The organism is Sphingobium nicotianae (assembly GCF_018603885.1).
Lineage (GTDB): Bacteria > Pseudomonadota > Alphaproteobacteria > Sphingomonadales > Sphingomonadaceae > Sphingobium > Sphingobium nicotianae.
Genome location: NZ_JAHGAW010000013.1, coordinates 81827 through 103909 on the forward strand (window position 1 = coordinate 81827; position 22083 = coordinate 103909).

The 22083-nt window shown below is 65.9% G+C and carries 25 protein-coding genes; 14 read left to right on the plus strand and 11 right to left on the minus strand.

Features of this window, described 5'->3' with window-relative positions:
• Positions 1-77: 77 nt before the first annotated feature.
• Positions 78-1664 carry a tetratricopeptide repeat protein gene (locus KK488_RS18290; protein WP_214625143.1) on the plus strand — a complete coding sequence of 529 codons (1587 nt, stop codon included), beginning with the start codon at positions 78-80 and terminating at the stop codon, positions 1662-1664.
• Positions 1665-1773: 109 nt separating this feature from the next.
• On the opposite strand, the gene KK488_RS18295 is transcribed toward KK488_RS18290, so the two are convergent.
• The 6 genes from KK488_RS18295 to KK488_RS18320 all read right to left on the minus strand — a co-directional run bounded on the left by KK488_RS18295 (position 1774) and on the right by KK488_RS18320 (position 7850).
• A complete protein-coding gene (locus KK488_RS18295; RefSeq protein WP_214625144.1) occupies positions 1774-2457 on the minus strand; it encodes an N-acetylmuramoyl-L-alanine amidase in 684 nt (227 codons plus the stop codon).
• Between the two features lie 107 nt (positions 2458-2564).
• The gene (locus KK488_RS18300) at positions 2565-3416 is read right to left on the minus strand and encodes a CheR family methyltransferase (protein ID WP_214625145.1); all 852 of its coding nucleotides are present in this window, start codon (positions 3414-3416) and stop codon (positions 2565-2567) included.
• The gene (gene cheB / locus KK488_RS18305; RefSeq protein ID WP_214625146.1) at positions 3413-4501 is read right to left on the minus strand and encodes a chemotaxis-specific protein-glutamate methyltransferase CheB; all 1089 of its coding nucleotides are present in this window, start codon (positions 4499-4501) and stop codon (positions 3413-3415) included. Before cheB ends, KK488_RS18300 begins: the two co-directional genes overlap by 4 nt.
• A 24-nt stretch (positions 4502-4525) precedes the next feature.
• Positions 4526-4891 carry a response regulator gene (locus tag KK488_RS18310; protein ID WP_214625147.1) on the minus strand — a complete coding sequence of 122 codons (366 nt, stop codon included), beginning with the start codon at positions 4889-4891 and terminating at the stop codon, positions 4526-4528.
• A 68-nt stretch (positions 4892-4959) separates the two neighbouring features.
• Positions 4960-5400: a chemotaxis protein CheW gene (locus KK488_RS18315; protein WP_214625148.1), complete on the minus strand. Its 441-nt coding sequence runs from the start codon at positions 5398-5400 to the stop codon at positions 4960-4962.
• On the minus strand, positions 5397-7850 hold the full coding sequence (locus tag KK488_RS18320; RefSeq protein ID WP_214625149.1) for a chemotaxis protein CheA: 2454 nt from the start codon (positions 7848-7850) through the stop codon (positions 5397-5399). The genes KK488_RS18315 and KK488_RS18320 overlap by 4 nt, the downstream gene beginning before the upstream one ends.
• Positions 7851-8318: 468 nt before the next feature.
• Between KK488_RS18320 and KK488_RS18325 the strand changes: the two genes are divergently transcribed.
• Both KK488_RS18325 and KK488_RS18330 read left to right on the plus strand, forming a co-directional pair.
• Positions 8319-8852, plus strand: coding sequence for an FxDxF family PEP-CTERM protein (locus KK488_RS18325; RefSeq protein WP_214625150.1), 534 nt, complete (start codon positions 8319-8321; stop codon positions 8850-8852).
• Between the two features lie 439 nt (positions 8853-9291).
• Positions 9292-10062, plus strand: coding sequence for an N-acyl amino acid synthase FeeM domain-containing protein (locus KK488_RS18330; RefSeq protein WP_214625151.1), 771 nt, complete (start codon positions 9292-9294; stop codon positions 10060-10062).
• Positions 10063-10195: 133 nt separating this feature from the next.
• On the opposite strand, the gene KK488_RS18335 is transcribed toward KK488_RS18330, so the two are convergent.
• A complete protein-coding gene (locus tag KK488_RS18335; RefSeq protein ID WP_214625152.1) occupies positions 10196-10840 on the minus strand; it encodes a histidine phosphotransferase family protein in 645 nt (214 codons plus the stop codon).
• Between the two features lie 34 nt (positions 10841-10874).
• Positions 10875-11327 carry a M67 family metallopeptidase gene (locus KK488_RS18340; protein ID WP_214625153.1) on the minus strand — a complete coding sequence of 151 codons (453 nt, stop codon included), beginning with the start codon at positions 11325-11327 and terminating at the stop codon, positions 10875-10877.
• A gap of 15 nt (positions 11328-11342) precedes the next feature.
• Between KK488_RS18340 and KK488_RS18345 the strand changes: the two genes are divergently transcribed.
• From KK488_RS18345 to KK488_RS18365, 5 genes are all read left to right on the plus strand, one after another.
• Positions 11343-12296 (plus strand): RluA family pseudouridine synthase, encoded by a 954-nt coding sequence (locus KK488_RS18345; RefSeq protein ID WP_214625154.1) that lies wholly within the window; start codon positions 11343-11345, stop codon positions 12294-12296.
• 51 nt (positions 12297-12347) lie between these two features.
• The gene (gene rpoH / locus KK488_RS18350; RefSeq protein WP_214625155.1) at positions 12348-13256 is read left to right on the plus strand and encodes an RNA polymerase sigma factor RpoH; all 909 of its coding nucleotides are present in this window, start codon (positions 12348-12350) and stop codon (positions 13254-13256) included.
• A gap of 21 nt (positions 13257-13277) precedes the next feature.
• Positions 13278-13796, plus strand: coding sequence for a hypothetical protein (locus KK488_RS18355; RefSeq protein WP_214625156.1), 519 nt, complete (start codon positions 13278-13280; stop codon positions 13794-13796).
• Positions 13797-13855: 59 nt separating this feature from the next.
• Positions 13856-14485, plus strand: coding sequence for a hypothetical protein (locus KK488_RS18360; RefSeq protein ID WP_214625157.1), 630 nt, complete (start codon positions 13856-13858; stop codon positions 14483-14485).
• A gap of 72 nt (positions 14486-14557) precedes the next feature.
• Complete coding sequence (locus KK488_RS18365; RefSeq protein ID WP_214625158.1) at positions 14558-14938, plus strand: hypothetical protein; 381 nt, start codon at positions 14558-14560, stop codon at positions 14936-14938.
• Positions 14939-14941: 3 nt separating this feature from the next.
• Here the strand turns inward: KK488_RS18365 and KK488_RS18370 are convergent, their stop codons facing one another.
• Positions 14942-15478 carry a hypothetical protein gene (locus KK488_RS18370; RefSeq protein WP_214625159.1) on the minus strand — a complete coding sequence of 179 codons (537 nt, stop codon included), beginning with the start codon at positions 15476-15478 and terminating at the stop codon, positions 14942-14944.
• Between the two features lie 133 nt (positions 15479-15611).
• On the opposite strand from KK488_RS18370, the gene crcB reads away from it, so the two are divergent.
• The 4 genes from crcB (at position 15612) to KK488_RS18390 (ending at position 18785) form a co-directional block, all read left to right on the plus strand.
• Positions 15612-15998: a fluoride efflux transporter CrcB gene (gene crcB / locus KK488_RS18375; RefSeq protein WP_214625160.1), complete on the plus strand. Its 387-nt coding sequence runs from the start codon at positions 15612-15614 to the stop codon at positions 15996-15998.
• Complete coding sequence (locus KK488_RS18380; RefSeq protein ID WP_214625161.1) at positions 15995-17281, plus strand: RluA family pseudouridine synthase; 1287 nt, start codon at positions 15995-15997, stop codon at positions 17279-17281. Before crcB ends, KK488_RS18380 begins: the two co-directional genes overlap by 4 nt.
• A 72-nt stretch (positions 17282-17353) precedes the next feature.
• A complete protein-coding gene (locus KK488_RS18385) occupies positions 17354-17749 on the plus strand; it encodes a hypothetical protein (RefSeq protein ID WP_214625162.1) in 396 nt (131 codons plus the stop codon).
• A gap of 163 nt (positions 17750-17912) precedes the next feature.
• Complete coding sequence (locus KK488_RS18390; protein ID WP_214625163.1) at positions 17913-18785, plus strand: DUF8021 domain-containing protein; 873 nt, start codon at positions 17913-17915, stop codon at positions 18783-18785.
• Between the two features lie 16 nt (positions 18786-18801).
• Here KK488_RS18390 and KK488_RS18395 read toward each other — a convergent pair whose 3' ends face one another.
• Both KK488_RS18395 and KK488_RS18400 read right to left on the minus strand, forming a co-directional pair.
• Positions 18802-19503 (minus strand): hypothetical protein, encoded by a 702-nt coding sequence (locus tag KK488_RS18395; RefSeq protein WP_214625248.1) that lies wholly within the window; start codon positions 19501-19503, stop codon positions 18802-18804.
• Positions 19504-19594: 91 nt separating this feature from the next.
• Positions 19595-19897 (minus strand): hypothetical protein, encoded by a 303-nt coding sequence (locus KK488_RS18400; protein ID WP_214625164.1) that lies wholly within the window; start codon positions 19895-19897, stop codon positions 19595-19597.
• 210 nt (positions 19898-20107) lie between these two features.
• Here KK488_RS18400 and KK488_RS18405 point away from each other — a divergent pair, with 210 nt between their 5' ends.
• Positions 20108-20767: an HAD-IA family hydrolase gene (locus KK488_RS18405; protein ID WP_214625165.1), complete on the plus strand. Its 660-nt coding sequence runs from the start codon at positions 20108-20110 to the stop codon at positions 20765-20767.
• A 124-nt stretch (positions 20768-20891) separates the two neighbouring features.
• Positions 20892-22082: an acyltransferase family protein gene (locus tag KK488_RS18410; protein ID WP_214625166.1), complete on the plus strand. Its 1191-nt coding sequence runs from the start codon at positions 20892-20894 to the stop codon at positions 22080-22082.
• Position 22083: the final 1 nt, after the last annotated feature.

The following is a 22083-nucleotide window of genomic DNA, read 5'->3' on the forward strand; positions in this document are numbered from 1 at the left end:
CATGGGGGCGCTTGCCGTGACAAAAGCCAATGATCGGCATATGATGATTTCCTGATCATTTTCTCCGCGCATGGGGAGTGCGTCGTCTGAACCGGCTCAACGAACCGTTCCCGGGCGCCGGCTCGCCGGTCGAGCGACCGGCGTTCAATCTGGGGGGCGTCCGGATTCTGCCGGCAGCGCGCACACTTGAAGGCCCGGCGGCGACGCTGGCGGTCGAGCCGCGAATCATGCAGGTGCTGCTCGTTCTGGTCGATGCCGGCGGCGGCGTCGTGACCCGCGCGACCCTGTTCGAGCGGTGCTGGAACGGTGTCGTGGTCGGCGATGATGCTCTCAACCGCGCCATCTTCGAATTGCGCCGCGCCTTGCAGGCGGTCGGCAGCGAGATCTCCGTCGAAACCATCCCGAAGACCGGCTACCGCCTGGATGGGCTGCCCGCCTCCGGAGGAGCGGATGTCGTGGCGCCCGCGCCCGAGACGCCCGATCCCTCCGGCCCTGCCGTTTCACGTCGCAAGCTTCTGGGTGGCGCGATCGCTGCCGGCGTGGCCGTGGCGGGTGGCGGCGGCATCTATGCGTGGCGGCATCAGTCTGCCGGTGAGCGGCAGGCCGCCGCGCTGGTCGAGCGCGGCGACATCGTGCGGCGCAACGACATGCCGGATGCCGACGAACAGGGTATCGGTTTCTATCGCGAGGCGCTGAAGTTGACGCCGGATGACGCGGCGATCTGGGGCAAGCTCGCTTTGTCCTGGGCCGCGGTTGCCGAATATGCGGCGCCCGATGCCACCGCCCAAGCCGTGTCGTCGACGCAGCTCGCGGCCCGGCGCGCGCTTGATCTGCAACCCGGGCAGCCTGATGCGCGGGTCGCGCTGGAAATGCTGACGCCGGATTTCGGGCTCTGGCATTCGGCCGAGCAGACGCTGCGCGGCATCCTCGCCGCCGCGCCCGACAATGTCGCGGCGCAGGCCCGGCTCGCGCTCATCCTGATGGAAGTCGGGCGGGTCGAGGCCGGCACGGCGATCATCGATCGCCTTGTCGAGCGCGAGCCGCTCTCGCCGAGCTTCCAGTATCGGCATGTCTATCAGCTCTGGGCGCGGGGCCGTCTCAAGGAAGCCGACCAGACCGCCGACCGGGCATTGCAGCTCTGGCCGCGCCACCCGTCAGTGTGGCTGGCGCGTTACTGGACCTTCGGTCTCACCGGGCGCGCGCCGATGGCGCGCAGGATGGTGGAAGACCGCTCCCGCCGGCCCGATTTTCCGGACGAGATGGTCGACCTCCTTCGACGCAACAGCGCCGCGCTGGAGACCCGGTCGCGCGCCGACATCGCGGCCGCCGTCGCCGCCAATCTCGCAGCAACCAACCTCGGTCAGTTTGGCGCGGTCAGCGCGATCCTGACCTTGCCGCTGCTCGGTGCCGAGGCGGTCGCCTATGATGTCGGCAGGGGCTATCTGCTGCGGGAGGGGAGTCTGGTCGGATCGCTCGGCCGGCCGGCGGACCAGCCCGCGATCAACGACCAGAACCGGCGCAAGACGATGATGCTCTGGATGCCATCGGCGGCGGCCCTGCGGGCCGATGCCCGGTTCCTGCCGCTGTGCCGCGCGATCGGCCTGGGAGATTATTGGCGGCAGGCGGGTCAAGGACCCGATTATCTGAAGCGAGCGGGAGGCTGAGCTGCGCCTGCGCCGGGGACGGCCGGATCTGGGGTTCGTCCGGATCGGAAGGACTTAGTGCTCCCGCCTTCGCAGGAGCACAGGCTGATTCGTTCTGATGCAGACGGCCCTAGTCGTCCCCGCGCGGGCGGGGCAGCAGCAAAGCCAGCAGGATGGCGCGGCATTCGCCGTCGATCACGCCGTCGAGCAGCTCGGGCCGGAAGCGACGCTGGAAGGCGATGACGGCCTTCTGCGGGTCGCTGATGTCATAGCCGAAGCGCTCAAGTGCGAGCATGAAGCCGCTGTCGCTCCAGTGCGGATCCATGAGGTTCCTGGTCGGGCGCGGCAAAGCGAGGCGCAGGCGCGCGAGCTTGTGCCAGGGAAAGAGCTCGCCGGGATCGTCCTTGCGCCCCGGGGCGATGTCGCTGTGGCCCACGACATTGCCGCGCGTGATCCTGTGGCGCTGCATGATCTCGTGGACGAGCGGGATCAGCGCATCGATCTGCGCGTCCGGAAAGGGCCGATAACCCCATTCATGACCGGGATTGACGATCTCGATGCCGATGCTGGCCGAGTTCACATTGGTAATGCCGCGCCAGTAGGACCGGCCGGCATGCCAGGCGCGCTTGCTCTCGTCGACCATGCGGACGATCTGCCCATCCTCGGTGACCACATAATGCGCCGAGACCTTGCTCTCCGGATTGGCGAGCCAGCTGATCGCGCTCGGCGCATCGGGCATGCCGGTATAGTGCAGCACCAGGATGGAAATCGGCAGTGTGCGCTCATCGAAATTGGGCGACGGCGTCTCGATCATGCAGGACTTTGCCACTTTCTTCCGCGGGAGGCAGGGAACCTCGTCAGGCCGCGACCCTAGCCGATCGGTGCGCGCTGCGGAAGCGGGCTTGGACGCGCGGTGCGCTCTCAGCCAGCGAGGCGCCCGATGCCGCTCATCGGGCGCTCGGCGACATAGACGCAGGAGAGCTCGCGGCAGGTCGAAAAGGGATTGTTGCCCCCGGTCAGCATCTCGCCCGCGCCGAGCACGAGATAACTGCCCTGGCGGGCGTGGTGCGCGATATGATCGCAGGCGAGGCGGCGCTTGTCCTCGGGAAAATAGAAGAGGACGTTGCGACACAGGATGAGGTCGTAGGTGCCGGAGAGCCGGCGTGGATCGAGCAGATTGTCCGTCTGGAAATGGACCATCTCGCGAATCTCGTCGGCGATCTGCCAATCCTCGCCCACCGGCGTGAACCAGCGCAGCAGCTCGTTGATCGGCAGGCCGCGCTGCATGTCGATCTGCGCGTAGCGGCCGCTTTTCGCCTTGCCGATCGCGACCGGCGAGACGTCGGTCGCGTGGATGCTGACCCGCCAGCCATCCCACAACGCGCCCATGCGCTTGATCATCATCGCCAGCGAATAGGCTTCCTGCCCCGTCGAGCAGCCCGCGCACCAGATGCGCAGCAGCTTCTCGCGGCTATGCTCGTGAAGGGCCGGGAGCACTTTGCGCTCGATCGCCTGGAAGACGGCAATGTCGCGGAAGAAGCTGCTCTCATGATTGAGCATCGCGTCGATCGTTTCGAGCAGCAGCGTGCCGTCCGTGTCGCGATCGATCGCCGCGAGCAAGGCATCTAGCGACGGGAAGTCGCGCTCGCGCATCAGTGGCCGCAGCGAGGTCTCGATGCGCCAGCGGCGGCTCTCCGACAAAGCCTGGCCGGTGTGGCGGCTCAACAAATCACCGAGGCGCTGGATCGCGCGGTTGGGTGGGCTGATCATCATGCGACAGCTCTCCATTGACCGATGATGAGGTCTGCTATGGCCTGGGGTGGCAGGATGGCGCTGGCGAGGCCGGCCTTGGCGACGGAGCCGGGCATGCCCCACACGGCGCTGGTCTCATGGTCCTGCGCAATCAGCCATCCGCCTTCCTCGGCGATGGCCTGCGCGCCGGCGAGGCCGTCGCGTCCCATCCCCGAGAGGATGACGCCGCAGGCGCCCGCGCCATAGACGCGCGCAACGCCGGCGAACATCGGATCCACCGCCGGATAGCTGCCGTGGAGGCAGCGCTCGTTGGTGAGCCTGATCGAGACATGGCCGCGCGCATCCTTGGCGAGCGAGAGATGGGCCCGGCCCGGCGCCACGTGGATCGTGCCGGGCCGCACCGCCATGCCGTCCTCGGCGATGACGACCGGCAGGCGCGTCGCGCGGCGAAGCTGCTCGGCGAACAGGGCCTGGAAATTGGCGGGGAGATGCTGGGTGATGAAGATCGGGAAGTTGGCATTCCCTTCCAATCCGGCGAGCAGGGTCATCATGGCGCTGATGCCGCCGGTCGAGCCGCCGATCGCGACGGCGCGGACCATGTTGCCGGGCGGGCGCAGGCGCGCGGTCGCCTGGTCGACGCGCTCGGGCGTGCGGCTCCGCTCGGTGGGCGGGACGAGATGGACCAGCCGATCGATCAGATGTTCGACGAACCGGTCGCTGAAATGCCCCGCGCTGGGCTTGGCCACCACGTCGCTGGCGCCGGCTGCCAGCGCGTGAAGCGCGAGCTCACTGCCTTCGCGGCAATTGCCGGAGAGCAGAACGACCTGGATCTTGCGCTCGTCGGCCATCAGCTTGGGCAGAACCTGCAGGCCATCGAGGCCCGGCATCTGCATGTCGAGAAGCACGAGGTCCACCGGGTGGGTGCGCACGAATTCGAGTGCCTGAGCGCCACTCGCGACGGCGCCGATGACGTGGAAGCGCGAGTCCTCGCCGAGCACCTTGGCCACGATCCGCCGCACGACGACCGAATCATCGACGATCAGCACGTCGATCGCGTGGCGCGCGGAGTCAGGGCTGACCGGGCTCTCGGCGACGGCGGGTGACATCGGACCTGGCTTTCGGAGGGGAACTTAGAGGATGCCGACGATCTGCAGCTTGCTCTCCAGCGTGTCGCGATCGAACGGCTTCATCACATATTCGTCCGCGCCGGCATCGACTGCCGCGCGGATATGGTCGACGCCGTTCTCGGTGGTGCAGAAAATGACCTTGGGCGGCTGCGGCAGGTCGCGGCGCGAGAGTTCCTTGAGGAAATCGAGGCCGCTCATGACCGGCATGTTCCAGTCGAGCAGCACCACGTCCGGCAGCTTCGCATCGCACATCTCGAGCGCCTCGCGGCCGTCCGCGGCCTCATCGACCTTGAGGTTGAGCGATTCGAGGATGTGTCGCGCGACCTTGCGGATCACTTTGGAATCATCGACGACGAGACAGTTCAGCATGGCGTGCAACCCTTGAGGCCCTCTTGTCGGTCGACTCTACAGAAAGGATGTAAGGTTTCCGTAAATGCTCAGGCGGCGAGCGCCGTTCCGGGCGCGGCGACGAAATCGGTCAGGCTCAGCAACAGATGGCTGCGGCCGTCATGCTCGACAAGGCCCGCGGCATAGGGTGCCCAGGCGGGATCGATCCGGCCGCGAATCGGCTGGATGCCGTTGGGCGCCTGAGTGATGTCGCTGACCGAATCGACGATGAAGCCATAGCTGTGCGCGGCGATGTCCGCGATGACGGCCAGCGTGATCAGCGACGCGTGGCCGCACGTGCCGAAGATGCGCGCCTCCATGTCGATCACGGTGAGCACCCGGCTGCGCAGCGCGGCGAGGCCGCGCACATGGTTTTGCACCAGCGGGATCGGCACGACGTCGCCAAGGCGCACGACCGCCTCGATCTCGGCGGTGCGGATCGCGATCGGCACGCCGGCGATCGATGCGAACAGGAACAAGGTATCGGTCATGCAGCCCTCCGCACGGCCTGCGCAATGGCGGCCATGATCGTCTCGCGGTCGTAACGGTAGATGGAGGCGGGGCCGCCCGCCGCCGGATCGGCCACTTCGCGCAGCGCCAGCACGGGGACATCGCCCGCGGCGCAGACGGCGGCCTCATCGCTGCACAGGATGATGTCGGGTGTGCCGTCGCCGGCGGCGCCGAAGCTCACGTCATGCCCGGCCTGGAGCAGCAGGGGTGCCAGGATGTTGCGCATCCAGGGATCCTCGGCATCGGCGATGAGGCACTGGATCGGCCGCGTGCCGCCCGCACCCACGCGTCGGCCCGCCGCCTCGGCGAAGACGGCGAAGGGATCGATCATTTCGAGCTGCGTGTCGCCGACCATGACCAGGCCGGCGATGCGGCCCTGGGACAGCTGCGCGTCGAGCTTGCGTGGCACTTCGATGATATCGACGACATCCTCGATCAGATAGGAGATCTGCTCATGGCCATCGTGAAGACGCAGCGACTTGGGTGTTCCGGTCTCGGCGCCCTGCGTGTTGAGTGCCGGCATCAGGCGGCCGTCGATCCGCGCGAAGGCGATGCCGTCGCTGATCGTGATCTGGCCGGCATCGAGATCCTCGACCCGGTCCACCACGGCGAGCGGCAGCAGGCGCTGCTTCCCGTCGCGCTCGCAGAAGACCAGGGCCTGGATCGTCTCCGCCCGAACATCGGCATCGGCCTTGATCGCGGTCGGCCGCGCCTTGCTGTCGGCCTCGCGCAGCGGCAGCTCGGCTTTCTGGGCAAGGCCGGCAGCATCGAGCAGAAGCATCGGCTGGCCGTTGTCGGGCAGCGTCATCCCGGCAAAGACGCCTGCGGCGGTGATCGCGGGGGATGCCGGACGGATAACCAGCTCCTCATTGCTGTCGACCGCCTCGACGCCGAGCACATAGGGCTGGCCGATCGACGAGCGCACGACCATGAGGGTGCGCGGACCGGAAAGCTCGGTGTTGCGCTCCAGGCCGAGAATATCCTCAAGCTCGATCAGCGAATAGCGCTCGCCACGGATCGTCGCGATCCGTGCGCCGCCGATGGTCTCGATCGCGATCATCGAGCTGTTCTGGTGCAGCAACTCGACGACATTGCCGCGCGGCATGGCGAAGAAGAGCGCGCCACTGCGCACGATGAGGCCCGGAATGATGGTGAGCGTGAGCGGCACGCGCATCGTGATCGTCGTGCCCTGGCCCGCCGCACTGGTGACACCGATCACACCGCCGATCTGCTCGATATTGGCGCGCACCACGTCCATGCCGACGCCGCGGCCGGAAATGGAAGTGACCGCCGCCGCCGTGGAGAGGCCGGGGTGGAAGATGAGGTTGAGCTTCTCGCCATCGGAGAGCAAGGACGCCTCCGCCGCGGAGAACAAACGGGCCGCTATGGCCTTCTCGACCAGCGCTGCACGATTGATGCCGCGCCCGTCGTCGCTGATCTCGATGACGATCTGGTTGCCTGACTGGCGCGCGACGATGCGCAAGGTGCCCGCTTCGCTCTTGCCCGCCGCGATCCGGTCGGCCGGCGCCTCGACGCCGTGGTCAAGCGCATTGCGCACGATGTGGGTAAGCGGATCGACGACCATCTCGACCATCTCGCGGTCCATCTCGACATCGCCGCCGTCCAGCTCGAGCGTGGCTTTCTTGCCGAGCTCGCGGGTAAGGTCACGGACCATGCGCGGAATGGCCGCATAGAGCCGGTCGACGCGCTGCATCCGCGTCTTGCTGATCATGTCGCGCAGGTCCGCGACATTGGCCGACAGGCGCTCGAAGCTGCCTTCGAGATCCGGCCCGACACCATGGTCGCGCATCTTGCGGGCCAGATCGTTGCGCGCCAGCACCATGTCGGAAATGCCGTTCATGAGCTGGTCGATGAGGGCCAGCGGCAGGCGGATGGTGCGCGGAGCGCGCTCCCGGCTCCCGCCATCGCTGCTGCGGCGCGTGGGCGCCTCGGCAACGGGCGTGTCGACGCGCACCTCATCCTCGTCCTCGGCGGGCGCGATAGCGATCTCGTCCCCGGTGGGCGTCGCCACCGGGAGGGGGGCGAAAATCTCGAAACCGCCCGAATTCATGGACAGCGCGTCGAGCAGCGCGTCATCCTCCGATTCGGGAATCTGCTCTTCCTCGCCGATGCTGCGGGCGAGGGCCCCGATGCGGTCCATGACGGCGAGCACGGCGCTGACTGTGGCGGGATCGGCGATCCGCTCGCCGCGCCGCACGGCCGCGAGCACGTCCTCGGCGCAATGGGCAAGCCGCTCGAAACGCGGCAGATTGAGAAAGCCGCAGCTCCCCTTCACCGTATGGAAGAAGCGGAAGAAGGCATCGAGACGCGCGCTTTCGGAAGGATCAGCCTCCCACGCGACGATCTCGCCGGAGAGCGTCTCCAGCGTTTCCAGCGTCTCCGCGATGAATTCTCCGAGTATTTCGTCCATGCTCTGGCCCGCCGATCAGGAACCCCCTCATGGCGCGAGTGGCGTTAAATCCGGGTTAAGTGCGTGAAAATGGTGACCGCTCTCGGTACGGCTTCCCCGGCTCGCCAACGCGCGGCCCGATCCTGGAGGCGCAGCAAGGGACGGGATCAGCTCCGGATTTTTCACCGACTTTCGGTCCGCCCTTCGCATTCGCCGTCTATCGCCTGCGGCCCATTCGTTCGTCGCTCGGATGCACCGCTTGGTCTTATTGCAGTGCAGAAAAACCGCCATGTTGAGCGCTGTGTATGTCGCCCAGTGCTCACAGGATTTTCCGCACTTTTACAAAATCTTGGCTCATGGCGAGTCGGTTCCCGAATCAAGGTAAATTTTTTTCGTTAATGCGGGATCGATTGTCCGGGAACTTCGTATCGCCCTTGGAAACGTCACGCTTGGTGGGCCGTGGCGTGTTCTGAGATGGGAGATAATCAGATGAATAAGCTTGCAATGGCGACCGCAGCCGCGTTCGCGCTTGCTTGGGCTCCAGCGGCCCAGGCGACGGTGTATCATGTCGGTGATCCGAATTTTCAGATCACCAACGGTACGCCGTTTACACCTTCGATCACGGCACTCTTCTTCGCCTCGTTCGGCGCGACCGGCGCGTTCGACGACACGTTCGAGTTCACGATCCCGCAGAATGGCTTCGGCAGCGGGTCGATTTCGACGAGCTTCTCGAACGGATCGACCAACAAGCTGGTGATCACGGATCTGATCATCAACGGCGTGTCCTACGCCTTGATCGATGAGCCGAACGGCCAGTCGAGGTCGGTCGGCGGTATCCCGATCTTCGCCTTCGGCCTGAACACGATCCAGGTGAAGGGCAATGTGACCGGTTCCGGTCTCTATACCGGCACGGCGACCTTCACGGCCGTGCCCGAGCCGGCGCAGTGGGCCATGATGGTGGGCGGCTTTGCGGTGCTCGGCGCGGCGGTGCGTCGCCGGTCGGTCAGGGTCGCCTTCTCCTAATCGGGAGACCCACCTCAGCGGAAACGGACCGTCGCTTGCGACGGCCCGTTTTCGTGCGCACTAGTGCACATATATAATGTGCACTAGTGGCCTCAAAAAGCGCGGAAATAGGTCATTTTTGCGCATACAGAATGGCTGGTCTCAACATCGCCACGCTTCGCCGTGCGAAGGCATATCCGAAATAGAAAATTAACCTTGCGACTGGTTTATATGCTGCGGTGCAAGGGCAAAAATCCTCTGCTCGCATAGAACAGACCTTGATGGCGACGGGCGCGGGTCGATCCCTGCATGGCCGCGCGGCTCGGATGGACCGGGCGGCGGTCTAACAATAGACAGTCGGGGGAACGGGGGCTTCGTTCACCGTCACGATCCATTTGCCGGGCTTGCCGCCTTGCAAAGCGATGTCCCGTGCCGACCGACTGAGATCGAGGGTCGTCCCATGTCGCTCATGTTGCAGCACCGGCAGCGCTTTGCTGGGCAGGTTTTCTCCGAGTTTCCGCGTCCCTCGGGCCGCGACAGCATCTATTTCGATCATGTCGTGATGCCTGGCGAGAGCGTCGAGCGGCGGCTCGACGTGCGCCTCGCGACCTGCGCGGCGGACCGCGATCTGGCGCGGATGCTGATCAACAAAATGTATGACTGGCGCGGCTATGGCTGCGATCATGTCATTCCCGCGTCCGAGCGGCACTCGACCTTCCTCGCCAGCCTGGACGACCAGACCGTCGGCACGATCACGCTGGCGGTCGATGCCGATGGTGGGCTGGCGGCGGACCGCATCTTCCGCGACGAGATCAACAGTTTTCGCCGCGTACCCGGCGCGCGCGTGTGCGAGCTGACCAAGCTGGCGTTCGACACCGAGATGCCCTCGCGCAAGCTGATGGCCTCGCTGTTCCACATCGTCTTCATCTACGGCAAGAGGCGCCACCGTTGCACGGACCTGTTCATCGAGGTCAATCCGCGCCATCGCCGCTTCTATGAGGCGATGCTGGGCTTCACGCCGATCGGCGGGCTCAAGGAAAATGAGAGCGTCGGCGCGCCCGCGCAGCTCATGTGGCTCAAGGTGGCGGACATCGCGACGCGCATCAGCGAATATGCCGGGCGTGCCCCGAGCGCCAATTGCCGCTCGCTCTATCCGCTCTTCCTCACGCGTTCGGACGAGCGCAGTGTCAGGGCGCGGCTATCGCGCTCTTTCAGCGATCACTTCCAATAGGACTCCCGGTTCCGGAACCAAGGTCTTGAAAGGGGCCGCCGCCTGGCCGTGGGAGATTGCCGAGCAGCGGTCCCGTTCATATAATGCGTCAACTGTCGCCTAGTTCCCATTTGGCGAAAAAAATCGCCTGTTATCAGCGCGCCGGAAGACTCGCGCCGAACATCAGGAAGGGATCCTCGGGCGCTGAGATCAGAATCTGCCCGCCGCATTGCTCGGCGATGGTGCGGATCATGAAGGCGGCGGCCGTGCGGGTCGTGACCTCGCCCGAGCTGCCCTCGACCGCCGCGCGGATAGCGGGATCGAAGATCAGCTTCGCGCCCTCGCCGCGCACCGCAATCTCGGTGACGCCGCCGCGCTCTTCCGCGCCGATCGCGATCACGCCGCCGCGCGGCAGCGCCTCGCCCGTCATCAGCACCAGATTGAGCAGCAGCTTGGCGGCCGGCTTGGAGAGTGCGTCGCTGTCGATCATCCACTCGAGCGACAGCTTGCCGCCGGCCGGGAACATGCCCTCGACCGCGTTGCGGATCTCATGCACCGGGATCGCCTCGCCGTATCCCCCGGCGGCGCCGAACGCCAAACGGAAAAATTTGAGCTTGCCCGCCGTGGTGCGCGCGCTGTCGCCGAGCAGCCCGAAGCATTGCTCGCGCATCTGCGGGTCGGTCTCGACCGCGAGCAATTCAAGGCCGTTGTTGAGCGCGCCCACGGGGCTCAGCAGGTCATGGCAAAGGCGCGAGCAGAGAAGGCTGGCGAAGTCGATGGGATCGGGGGATTGTGCCAAAATCGGGCATCCTCTTATAGGGTAAGGCCCGGTCCTAATGCCCCTGCGGGCGGGACGGCGCAAGGTCGGGATGCGGTACGATCGTCACGTCCACCGCGTCAAAGCATCCGTGCAGCGCGCCGGAGGGGCCGGCCCGCCAGGCGCGGATGGCGCCGTCACCGCCGACGATGAGCCAGATCTCGCCGCCTCGCTCGGCCATCGCCGCATCGGTCGCGGACGGCAGGGAATCGCCCGTGGGATGCGAGTGGTAATGGCCGATGATGGCCGGTCCGCCCGTGCGCGCGGCGCGGTGCGCGGCGATCAGCACGGCGGGATCGATCTCGAAACGATGCGCGGGATGCGCGGCGACATTGGCCGCCGACCGAACCGCCCGCACCATGCCCGTCATGCGATCACCGAGCAGCAGACCGCAGCACTCCCGTGCGCTTTCTGCATCCGCATGTGCATGAATTGCGCGAAGCTGCACGGTTGAAATGAGGAGGCTCATCCCCACATTCTACCTGTGGTTGAGGGGGTTGTCAGTCTTTCGGCGGAAATCACGCCAGCGCTCGCGGGTTCGCGCCTGGATCGCGCGCTCGCGACCCTGTTTCCCGATCTTTCGCGCGAGCGCGTGAAGGCCCTCATCCTGCAGGGCCATGTCACCGGCCCCGGCGGCGGGGCGGTCAGCGATCCGTCGCTCAAGGTGAAGGCCGACACGGCGTTCGCGCTCGCCATTCCCGAGGCGACCCCGGCCGAGGCGGTGGCGCAGGAGATCGATCTCGTCATCGCCTATGAGGACCAGCACCTCATCGTCATCGACAAGCCTGCCGGCATGGTCGTCCATCCCGCCGCCGGCAATCTCGACGGCACGCTGGTGAACGCCCTGCTGCATCATTGCGCGGGGCAGCTCTCCGGCATCGGCGGCGTGGCGCGGCCCGGCATCGTCCATCGCATCGATAAGGATACGTCCGGGCTGCTCGTCGTGGCCAAGAGCGACATCGCGCACGAGGGGCTGGCGAAGCAGTTCAAGGATCACAGCATCGAACGGCGCTACCTGGCGATCGTCAATGGCCGGCCCAGTCCATCCTCGGGCAAGGTCGACCAGTGGATCGGCCGCTCGGACGGCGACCGAAAGAAGATGGCGGTCCAACGCGAAGGGCGCGGCAAGCATGCCGTGACGCATTACCGCACGCTGGAGCCGCTCGATCGCGCGGCGCTGGTGGAATGCCGGCTGGAGACCGGCCGCACGCATCAGGTCCGCGTTCACCTGGCGCATATCGGCCATCCGCTGCTGGGCGATCCGGTTTACAGCCGGGGTGGCCCGCATCGCCCCCTGCTTGCGCAACTGGGGTTTCACCGGCAGGCGCTGCATGCCGTGAAACTCGGGTTCATTCATCCCGTCACAAGCAAGACTCTCAGCTTTGAAAGTCCAATTGCGGATGACATGCAGCAACTGTTCAGCCATCTAAGTGTATAAGAGTCGACGTGATGACCCCTCTCTTGTCGCGTCCTGCGAAAGGCCAAATCCGTGAGTAATGGTAGCAATGTCCCCGCGACGATCCCGGCGCTTGGCGGCGATGCCAGTCTGAACCGCTATCTGTCGGAGATTCGCAAGTTCCCGATCCTGAAGCCCGAGGAAGAGTATATGCTCGCCAAGCGCTATCAGGAGCATGGCGACCCCGAGGCCGCCGCCCGTCTCGTGACCAGCCATCTGCGTCTCGTGGCGAAGATCGCCATGGGCTATCGCGGCTATGGCCTGCCGGTCGCCGAGCTGATCAGCGAAGGCAATATCGGCCTCATGCAGGGCGTGAAGAAGTTCGAGCCGGAGCGCGGCTTCCGTCTCGCGACCTATGCCATGTGGTGGATCCGCGCCTCGATCCAGGAATTCATCCTGCGCTCGTGGAGCCTGGTCAAGATCGGCACGACCGCCGCGCAGAAGAAGCTCTTCTTCAACCTGCGCCGCATGAAGAACAATCTCGAAGCGTTCGAGGATGGCGATCTGCATCCCGATGACGTCGCCAAGATCGCCACCGATCTCGGCGTCTCGACCGACGACGTCATCTCGATGAACCGGCGCATGGCGATGGGCGGCGACACCTCGCTCAACGTCTCGGTCAACGAGGATGGCGAAGGGCAGTGGCAGGACTGGCTGGCGGACGAAGGCCCGCTGCAGGACGAGCGTATCGCCAACGCCCAGGAGACGGACCTGCGCCACTCCATGCTGCTCGACGCGATGGACGACCTCAACGATCGCGAGAAGCATATCCTGCAGGAGCGCCGCCTCGCCGAGGAGCCCAAGACGCTTGAAGAGCTCAGCCAGGTCTACGGCGTGTCGCGTGAGCGCGTTCGCCAGATCGAGGTGCGCGCCTTCGAGAAGCTCCAGCGCGCGATGATGCGCCTTGCCGGCGAGAAGCGCCTGATGCCCGTCGCGGGCTGACGCGCACCGGTCGCAGCGACCGTGACTCGTGAGATTGCTGTCGCTGTTTATCTCCTCGCCCTGATCCTCGTCTGGCGCGCGCGGCCCCTGCGCCGCGCGCCCGCTTTCTGGAAGGTGACCATGCTGACGATCGGATTGCTTGCGATCGATCGGCAGTTTGCGTTGCTCGACCGCGTGACCGACATGGTCCGTGGGCTGGCGGAGGCCGGGCAATGGTACGATCGGCGTGAGACGCCGCAACGCGAGGCGGCGATCGGCATCCTGCTCGGTGCCGCCCTGCTCATGGCCGGGCTCCTTATCCTTCTGCGCCGCGCGACCTGGCCGATCCGCGCCGTGGCGCTCGCGACGTCCGCCCTGCTCGCGCTCGCGTTGCTCAAAGCCATCTCGTTGCACGGCCTCGACGCGATGCTCGGGCTGCGGCTGGTGCCTGGCTTGCCGCTCAGCCTCAGTGCCGGGATCGAGCTGGCCTGCCTCGCCATTATCATCGCTGGTGCAGCGCTCGCCGTGCGGCGGCGGGACGCGGGCGCTCGTCGATCCTAGCGCTCTGTTAAGGCTTTTTTGGCATAGGCACGGCGATTATCTTCCTGGAGCCTATCGCCATGTCTGCCTCGCTGCGGTCCATCTGTCTTGTCGCCAGCCTTGCCTTGCTCTCGGCCTGTCAGCCGCGCACGCAGGCCGACAATCTCGCCGATCTCGATGCCAAGCTCACCAATGGCGCGGACAATATGGTCAATGGGGCGGGCGATGCTGATGAGGCGATCGCGCTCGCTGCGGCGGGCGGACGCATCGAGAAGGCGCCGGCGGCGGTCGAGACCAAGCATGTCGCGCCGGCCGGGCATGCCCTGGGCGACCTCGCGGGCAGCGCGAGCGCATCGGGCCAGGGTGGCAGCCCCTGCGCGAAAAACGTCAAATATGGCAATGAGTGGGCGGACCGCATGCCCGAGGCGTTCCGCGTCTATCCCGGCGCGAAGCTGGCCGAGGCGGCGGGTGTCGATGAGGCGCATTGCACGCTGCGCATCATCAGCTTCACCACCGCGACCGGCATCGATCCGATCATCGACTATTATTACACGCTGGCGCGCCGCGCCGGTTACGACGGCGAGCATCTGGTGAGCAATGGCGAGCATCAGCTCGGCGGCACCAATCCCAAGGGCGCGGCCTATATCGTCTTCGCCCGCCGCCTCGCCAACGGCCAGAGCGAGGTTGATGTCGTCGCCAACGCCCAGTGAGGCACGCGACCTTTATCGTTCCGAAATAGCTACCATGATAGATAATGGCGACATGATAGGGTAGCAGCACCTATGTACGGTCATCTCTCCTTCGAGGCGGATCTTGCCGACGGATTCGTGACGGTCTCGGGTGCCGGCATGTGGTCGGCCGAACGCGCCGCGACGCATTTTCGCGATCTTGAGCGGGCGATCCTCAAGATCCGGCGTGAGCATGGCGCGGTGCGCGTCCTCGTCGATCTGCATGCGGCAGCCGTCCAGACCGCCGAAACCGCCGCCGTCGTGCGCGAGTGGACGGGGCGCATCTATCGCGCTGCCGATCGCGTCGCGGTGGTCTGCGCGACCGCCCTCCTCGCGATGCAGATCAAGCGCATGGCCGATGTCGACACGCTTGCGACCTTTCATGAGATCGGGCCGGCTGAACAGTGGATCGGCCCCCGCCGGAAAAGCGCCTGACGCCTAGATCGCTTCTGGATCGCCCCGCGCCCCGGCGGCATAGGCCCTGAGGCGGAGAAAATAGCGTCGGACCTGCGCGACCAGATCGCGCACCGCCCCGCTCGCAATGTCCTCCCGCGTCCAGCCCGGCGTCGGCGCCAGTTGCGCGGCGAACGCATCGAGCGCGCGCCGCTCCGCCTCGGGCAGCGCAAGCATCTGCGCCGCCGCGACCAGCATCCGGGTCTCATGGGCGGCCTTCACCTCCGTGAGCGCCGCCATCATCGGCTTGAGCAGTTGCGGGTCGTCGCGCCAGGAGCGCCCGCCGAACAATGCCTGCGTCACATATTGGCCGGCGCCGTGGCAGTCATAGTCGATGCAGCCCTGGAAGCCCCGGTCCGCCAGCGCATCGTGGATGCCGCACAGGCCGGACGCGCGAAGGTTCGGGCATGGCTCGCCGGCCGGCTTGTCGATGGCGAACAGCGCGGACCGGTCGAACGCCAGCCCGATGCAGCAGAGCGCGGCGCACCGCGTGCAGTCTGCGCGCAAGCTGGGAGCGGTCATACCGGCGATCCGATGGCTGATGGCGAAAGCGGCTGCCCATGAAGGCAGGTCCGCGCGATCTCTAGCCAGCGGGCGGCTCGGGCGCAAGAACGAGACATTCCCACTTCGCCCAAAAGCGGCTAGGGCCTCTCGCATGACCAACATCTTCCTCGTCCTCATCGGCGGCGGCATCGGCGCGGTGCTGCGCTACCTGCTCGGCATGGCCAGCCTGCGCCTGATCGGGCCGGGCTATCCCTGGGGCACGCTCGGCGCCAATGTCATCGGCGGCTTCGTCATGGGGCTCGTCGCGGGCTTCCTCGCGATGCGCTATCAGGGCGCGAGCGGCGAGCAGATCCGCCTCTTCTTCGCGGTCGGTATTCTCGGCGGCTTCACCACCTTCTCGTCCTTCAGCCTCGAAACCATGCTGATGCTGGAGCGCGGCGATGCGCTCGGCGCGCTCGGCTATGTCCTCGTCTCGGTCATCGCCTCGGTCGGCGCGCTGGCGCTCGGCCTCGCGATCATGCGGGGTGCGACGGCATGAGCAAGAGCAAGGCAGGCGATCCCGCCGCCGTCCGCCAGTTCACCGTGCAGGCCGATGATGACGGCATCCGGCTCGATCGCTGGTTCAAGCGGCACATGCCGGACGTCACTTTCGCCGTCGTGTCGCGCTGGGCGCGGACCGGGCAGTTGCGCGTCGATGGCGCGCGCGCCACCCCGGGCGATCGCCTCGCCGAGGGCCAGCAGCTGCGCGTGCCACCGCTCGAACCGGTGGCAACGACGTCCGGCCGCAAGACGATCGCGCGCAAGCCGCTCACCCAGGACCAGATGGACTTTGCCGAGAGTCTCGTCATCCACCGCGATGCGCATGCGCTGGTCATCAACAAGCCCCCCGGCCTCGCCACGCAGGGCGGCACCAAGACGCACGAGCATGTCGACGGCCTGCTCGATGCGCTGATGTTCGAGCGCGACGATCGGCCGCGCCTCGTCCACCGGCTCGACAAGGACACCAGCGGCGCGCTCCTGCTCGCGCGCTCGGCCCGGGCGGCCGCGCATTTTGCCAAGAGTTTCTCGTCGCGCACGGCGCGGAAAGTCTATTGGGCAATCGTGGTCGGCGTGCCCCCCGTCAATGACGGCATGATCGACCTGCCGCTCGCCAAGCAGCCGGGCTCGGGCGGCGAGAAGATGCATGTCGACGAGGCCGAGGGCATGCCCGCGCGGACGCGCTATCGCGTCATCTCGCGCGCCGGCAATCGCGCCGCCTGGCTCGAACTGCAGCCGCTCACCGGCCGCACCCACCAGATCCGCGTCCATCTCGCCGCGATCGGCTTCCCGATCGTCGGCGACGGCAAATATGGCGGCAAGGACGCCTTCCTCTCCGGTTCGATCAGCCGCAAGATGCATCTCCACGCCCGCCGTCTGCGCATCGACCATCCGGATGGCTCACCGCTCGACGTGATCGCCGATCTGCCCAGCCATTTCGCCGAGACGCTGGCGAGCCTCGGCTTCGAGGAGAGCGAGGGCGATCTGCCGCTGGAGGACAAGATCAAGCCCAGCGGCGGCGAGAAGAAGGCGATGGAGAAACGCGCCTCGACCGCCCATGCCAAGGATCTGCGCAAGGCGCGGCGCGGCGAGCGGCGTGGCCGGTCGGGTGGCGGCGCCAGCGGCGGCAAGCCCCCGAGCGGCAAGCGGGCGGACGGCAAGGCGCCCTCCGCGAAGCCCGGCGCCAAGGCCAGGACCGGCCCGGCGAAGCCCGCGCGATCCCGCCCGGCCGCCGGCAAGCCGACGCCCTCCCGCAGCGGCCCGCCCAAACCCCGGCGCGGGTGATGCAGCATAGAGCGAAGCGATGATCCGGAATGTCCTTCTGAGCAGACAGATATGAAGGCGCGACTACTCATCATGTCGACCTTGCTCTTCGTCCTTCTTGAGGCATGCAGGCTCAAGCTCGGCTTGGAGATCATGAATGCGGGCGCGAAAAAGATCCAAATCTCCCTTGGTTCTCAGACCGAGACCATTGTTCCGGGCCTCAGCTTTCACGCGACCTTTCCTGCACCTGACGAAAGTCAGAGAATTTTCGTGAAATCGCCGTCCTGTCGGTACGAATATCTCCTACCCAATCTCGACCTGCAGCCTTGGAACTCCTTGATCGGGGATTCTGTAAAATTCCGCTGGTTCGACGATGGCCGTTTGATGGCTTATCCGCCAACGCCTGACGTGAAGCTCAAAAATAATCCTCAACGAGCATCCAGCGATGAGGTCCGTACCATCCGTCCAAGCAAGGCTTCGTGTCACTGAGCAGGAAATTCTCGTTGCTTTCGAGGGAAGGTTGCATTGGCCTACGCGCCGCAGCGGCACGATTCGTTGATATGATCAACCAACCTCTTTCCGCCGGCCCGGCCCGCTGATAGCTTCACCCCGTCAGGCGCATCGACGCCGGCAGGGCAGAGGGAGAGACATCATGATCAGGATGGGCCTTGTCATCGGATCGCTCCTGCTGGCGACCGCTCCGGCCCTCGCTCAGACGCCCACGCCGCCCAGCCCCTATGCCCCGCTGCAGGACCATCCGAGCTGCACCCGCGCGGAGCTGGTCAAAGCGACCGACGCCTATGTCGCGGGCCAGCAGGCGGGCAGCCTCGCCGGCCTGCCGCTCGATGACAAGGCGCATTTCCTCGAGAATATGGCGACGGTCGAGAAGAGCGCCGGCCTGTGGAACACCGCGCTCCCCGTCGCGCACGCGCAGAGCTTCCACGACGAGACGCGCTGCAAGAGCTTCACCGAGATCATCGTGACGCAGGGCGGCCATCCCTATGTGATCGGCACCCGGCTCTATATGCACAATGGCAAGGTCATCCGCCTCGACAGCCTCGTCACCGACAAGGGCGACTGGCTGTTCAATGCCAATGCCTATCTCAAATATACCAGCGCCGAGGACTGGAAGCCGCTCCCCGCCGCGCAGCGGACCGCGCCCGCCGAGCTGATCCGTGGCGCCAATGCCTATCTCGACGCGTTCAGCGACAAGTATACCGACATCCCCTGGGGCACGCCCTGCGCGCGGCTGGAGGGCGGCGCCTACACCAATCGCGATGGCAAGCCGGACGCTTCATGCAACATCGGCATCCCGCCCGGCGTGCTCTACATCGTCAATCGCGACTATCTGATCGACACGCAGATGGGCGTCATCAATGTCTTCTGCCGCTTCGGTAATTCGACGAGCGGCGCGCCGGACAGCCACGTCTTCCGCTTCGTCGACGGCAAGATCCGGCAGGTCCACACGATCAGCGTGACCGCCGGTCCGCAGGCGGACGACAACGGGGCGATCATCCGCAACTGAGCGGATCGCCCGGACCTCAGTGCGTGGCGTCGGTCAGCAGCGGCCGCGCATGCAGGGGCGGGAAGACGTCTTCGAGCGCCTTCGTGTCGGGCAGGACATAGACATAGCCGCCCTTCTTCTGGAACTGGGGCCGAACCCCCTTGTTGTAGAAGGCCAGCGGCACGTTGATGCAGCCGAAGGTGATGCGGTTGTCGTCCGGCGTCGGCGACAGCATCCGCTGGCGCCGTTTCTCCTTCGGGTTTGCCTTCGGGATCGGATGCATGGCGACGGACGTGGCGTAATCGACCCAGAGTACTTTCTGCCTGCCCGCCGCCAACCCGAATTTCGCCAGGAAGCGACCGGCCGGCGTCGTCTTTTCCGCGGGGCCGATCTCGGCAAGGCTCTTGGCGCCGATGCCGGGCGTGGCCTCGTCGCCGACCGCGATGCCGATTAGCACCGGCGCGTCGGCGAGGATGTTCCCTTGGGCATCGAAGAGAAAGGCCGCGGCTGCCGTCTTGTCGACGACGATATAGGGCAGCGACCTGTTGTCCCCGGAGGACGCGATCCAGTCGATCACGCGCGAGGCGGCCGGCGACCTGTCCCGTGCGGGATGATCAGGCGCTTTCGCCGAACTTATCTCAGCCGTCGCCGATGCCGAAGGCCGAGCGTCCATCGCCGCCAGCGCTGGTATCGGGACGAACAGCGCAAGCCCGGCAAGCGCCCAAACAGCTTTGATCATCGAGAGATGCACTCAGGGGAATGTCGGCGCCCGGAAGAGCGCCGACACGACATAATAGCAATATCCGATCTGCGGTAGCAGGTTTGGGATCTTAATTGCGCGCGCGCTTGCGCTGGTTCTCCTGCATCTTCTGCTCGATGCCATCGACACGGGCATTGAGCTGATCGATGCGCTGGCCATTGTTCTGGGCCTGACCGGCGGCGGATTGCGCCTCACCCAGGGCCTGTTTCGCCGTGCCGTCCGTCGCCGCCAGCTTCGCCTCGAGCGCATCGACGCGCTGGCTCACCGTGGCAACCTGCTCACGCACGAAATCCTTGGTGGCGCACCCGCCCAGACCCAGGGACGTCGCCAATACGGCGCACACGGGAACGAGTTTCTTCAAAGCTTGCGACATCTGATTTCTCCCATCATTGACCCCCGCAAAATGTCCCAACCCGAGCGCCGGGAGAGCGACAATGGGTTTCGGCCCAGCCGTGCATTCGGCCAGTTGAATGGTTAATTGGGAGTGCTCGCGTTTGGCGACCCCGCACCCCCCTTTTGAACAAACCACGCTTCCACCTTCTCCCCTCTGGCATCCCCGCGCCCATCCGCTATGACGCGGCCCATGTCCCTGCGCCTCGCCATTTTCGATTGTGACGGCACGCTCGTCGACAGCCAGCACGCGATCGTCGCGGCGATGGAGCATGCCTTCGCGGCGGAGTCCGTGCCGCCGCCCTCCCGCGCGCAGATCCTCTCGATCGTCGGCTTGTCGCTGCAGGAGGCAATCGCGCGACTGGCGCCGGAGGCGTCGCCTGCTCTGGTGCTGGCGGTGCGGGAACATTATCGCACTTATAATGTCCGCATCCGCGAGAGCGGCGCGGCGTTCGATCCGCTCTATGACGGCATCGCGCCGCTGCTCGACCGGCTCGTGGCGGAGGACTGGCTGCTCGGCGTCGCCACCGGCAAGTCGATCCGCGGCCTGCGCCATGTCCTCGCCACGCATAATCTGACCAGCCATTTCGTCACGCTGCAGACCGCCGACCATCATCCCTCCAAGCCGCATCCCTCGATGATCGAGACGGCGCTGGCCGAGACCGGCGTCGATCGCGCCAATGCCGTGATGATCGGCGACACCAGCTTCGACATGATGATGGCCCAAGCCGCCCGCGTGCGCGCGCTCGGGGTCGGCTGGGGCTATCATCCGCCGGGCGAGCTGTTCGCGGCCGGCGCCGCAAGCGTGGCGATGGACTCGGCGGAGCTTGGCCGCCATATCGGCCTGCCATGAGCGCCGATCTCGCACCCTGACGTCGGTTCGCGGGCCGCTATCTTTGCGCGATATTAACCTTATCCTCCATGACGACGACGGGGTGAATTGGCATGATCCTTCATGCCGATGGCGGGGGGAATTCATGAGCTTGGCGATTTCAGCGCCACGGCATCGCTATGTTGCGCTCGACAGCCTGCGCGGCATCTGCGCCTGCATGGTGATTCTATATCATATTCCCAGCGGCAGCGCCTTCGCGCAGCTCCCGGTCATCCGGCACGGTGGCTTGTTCGTCGACTTCTTTTTTGTGCTTTCCGGCCTCGTCATCGGGTCAAGCTACGGCCAGCGCCTCGCCGACGGTTATGCGCTGAAGCGCTACATGACGCTGCGCTTTTTCCGCGTCTATCCGCTGCATCTGGTCATGCTGCTGATCTATCTGGCTTTCGAAGTTGGCTTCGCGCTGCTCGCGCCGGGCGGCGCGGGGCGGCGGCCTTTCGAGGGCAGCTATTCGCTTCCCTCCTTCATCTCCGCCTTGTTCCTGGTGCAGATCTTTTTCGGGCGTGACGCCACGCCGTGGAACGGGCCGAGCTGGTCGAATGCCGCCGAGTTCTGGACCTATCTCATCTTCGCCGGCGTGATGAAGCTACTGCCGCGCCTCACCGTGCCGCTGTGCATCCTGGTCGCCCTGGCGGTGCCGCCGTATCTCGCCGTGCTGACCGATCGCAACATCAACGTCGGGCATGACGGCGCGTTGGCGCGTTGCCTGTATGGCTTCGCGATGGGTCTGCTGTGCTGGAAGCTGCCGGCGCGCCTGCGCGAGCGGTCGAACGCGCCATGGGTGGATGATGCCCTCGAACTGGCGATGGTCGCGCTGTGCGTCGCTTTCGTCTGGGTGGCCGGCGTCACCCGCCTGTCGCTCGCTGCGCCCTTGGTCTTCTTCCTGGTGGTGGTGATCTTCTCGCGCCAGCGCGGCATCGTCAGTCGCCTGCTCGGGCGAGCGCCCTTCGTGATGCTGGGCACGCTTTCTTATTCCATCTACATGATCCACGGCTTCCTGCTGTGGCGCTATCTCAACGTCCTGAGCGTCGGGGCGCGCTTCACCGGCCTCGATCTCGTGAGGTCCGTTGGCGGCGAGACCCGGCTGACCAGCGACCCGCTGCTCTACGGCCTGCTGGTCGCCGTGTTTTTTGCGGGTGTGCTCGTCGCGGCCCATCTGTCTTGCCGGTTGATCGAGGAGCCGGGCCGGAATCTTGGCAAAACGCTCGGCGCGCGCCGCAGGGATGATGACGATGGTACGCCGGTGATGCCCGCCGGCGTGAACCTGGAGAGTGCGTAGC

Coding starts and splice junctions, on each gene's coding strand:
- KK488_RS18330 (WP_214625151.1), top strand. CDS start 9,292: ATGTCGCTCATGTTGCAGCACCGGCAGCGCTTTGCTGGGCAGGTTTTC.
- cheB (WP_214625146.1), bottom strand. CDS start 4,501: ATGTCACCCGCCGTCGCCGAGAGCCCGGTCAGCCCTGACTCCGCGCGC.
- KK488_RS18380 (WP_214625161.1), top strand. CDS start 15,995: ATGAGCAAGAGCAAGGCAGGCGATCCCGCCGCCGTCCGCCAGTTCACC.
- KK488_RS18370 (WP_214625159.1), bottom strand. CDS start 15,478: ATGACCGCTCCCAGCTTGCGCGCAGACTGCACGCGGTGCGCCGCGCTC.
- crcB (WP_214625160.1), top strand. CDS start 15,612: ATGACCAACATCTTCCTCGTCCTCATCGGCGGCGGCATCGGCGCGGTG.
- KK488_RS18310 (WP_214625147.1), bottom strand. CDS start 4,891: ATGCTGAACTGTCTCGTCGTCGATGATTCCAAAGTGATCCGCAAGGTC.
- KK488_RS18405 (WP_214625165.1), top strand. CDS start 20,108: ATGTCCCTGCGCCTCGCCATTTTCGATTGTGACGGCACGCTCGTCGAC.
- KK488_RS18320 (WP_214625149.1), bottom strand. CDS start 7,850: ATGGACGAAATACTCGGAGAATTCATCGCGGAGACGCTGGAAACGCTG.
- KK488_RS18325 (WP_214625150.1), top strand. CDS start 8,319: ATGAATAAGCTTGCAATGGCGACCGCAGCCGCGTTCGCGCTTGCTTGG.
- KK488_RS18385 (WP_214625162.1), top strand. CDS start 17,354: ATGTCGACCTTGCTCTTCGTCCTTCTTGAGGCATGCAGGCTCAAGCTC.
- KK488_RS18390 (WP_214625163.1), top strand. CDS start 17,913: ATGATCAGGATGGGCCTTGTCATCGGATCGCTCCTGCTGGCGACCGCT.
- KK488_RS18365 (WP_214625158.1), top strand. CDS start 14,558: ATGTACGGTCATCTCTCCTTCGAGGCGGATCTTGCCGACGGATTCGTG.
- KK488_RS18400 (WP_214625164.1), bottom strand. CDS start 19,897: ATGTCGCAAGCTTTGAAGAAACTCGTTCCCGTGTGCGCCGTATTGGCG.
- KK488_RS18410 (WP_214625166.1), top strand. CDS start 20,892: ATGAGCTTGGCGATTTCAGCGCCACGGCATCGCTATGTTGCGCTCGAC.
- KK488_RS18315 (WP_214625148.1), bottom strand. CDS start 5,400: ATGACCGATACCTTGTTCCTGTTCGCATCGATCGCCGGCGTGCCGATC.
- KK488_RS18395 (WP_214625248.1), bottom strand. CDS start 19,503: ATGATCAAAGCTGTTTGGGCGCTTGCCGGGCTTGCGCTGTTCGTCCCG.
- KK488_RS18300 (WP_214625145.1), bottom strand. CDS start 3,416: ATGATGATCAGCCCACCCAACCGCGCGATCCAGCGCCTCGGTGATTTG.
- KK488_RS18360 (WP_214625157.1), top strand. CDS start 13,856: ATGTCTGCCTCGCTGCGGTCCATCTGTCTTGTCGCCAGCCTTGCCTTG.
- KK488_RS18295 (WP_214625144.1), bottom strand. CDS start 2,457: ATGATCGAGACGCCGTCGCCCAATTTCGATGAGCGCACACTGCCGATT.
- KK488_RS18340 (WP_214625153.1), bottom strand. CDS start 11,327: ATGAGCCTCCTCATTTCAACCGTGCAGCTTCGCGCAATTCATGCACAT.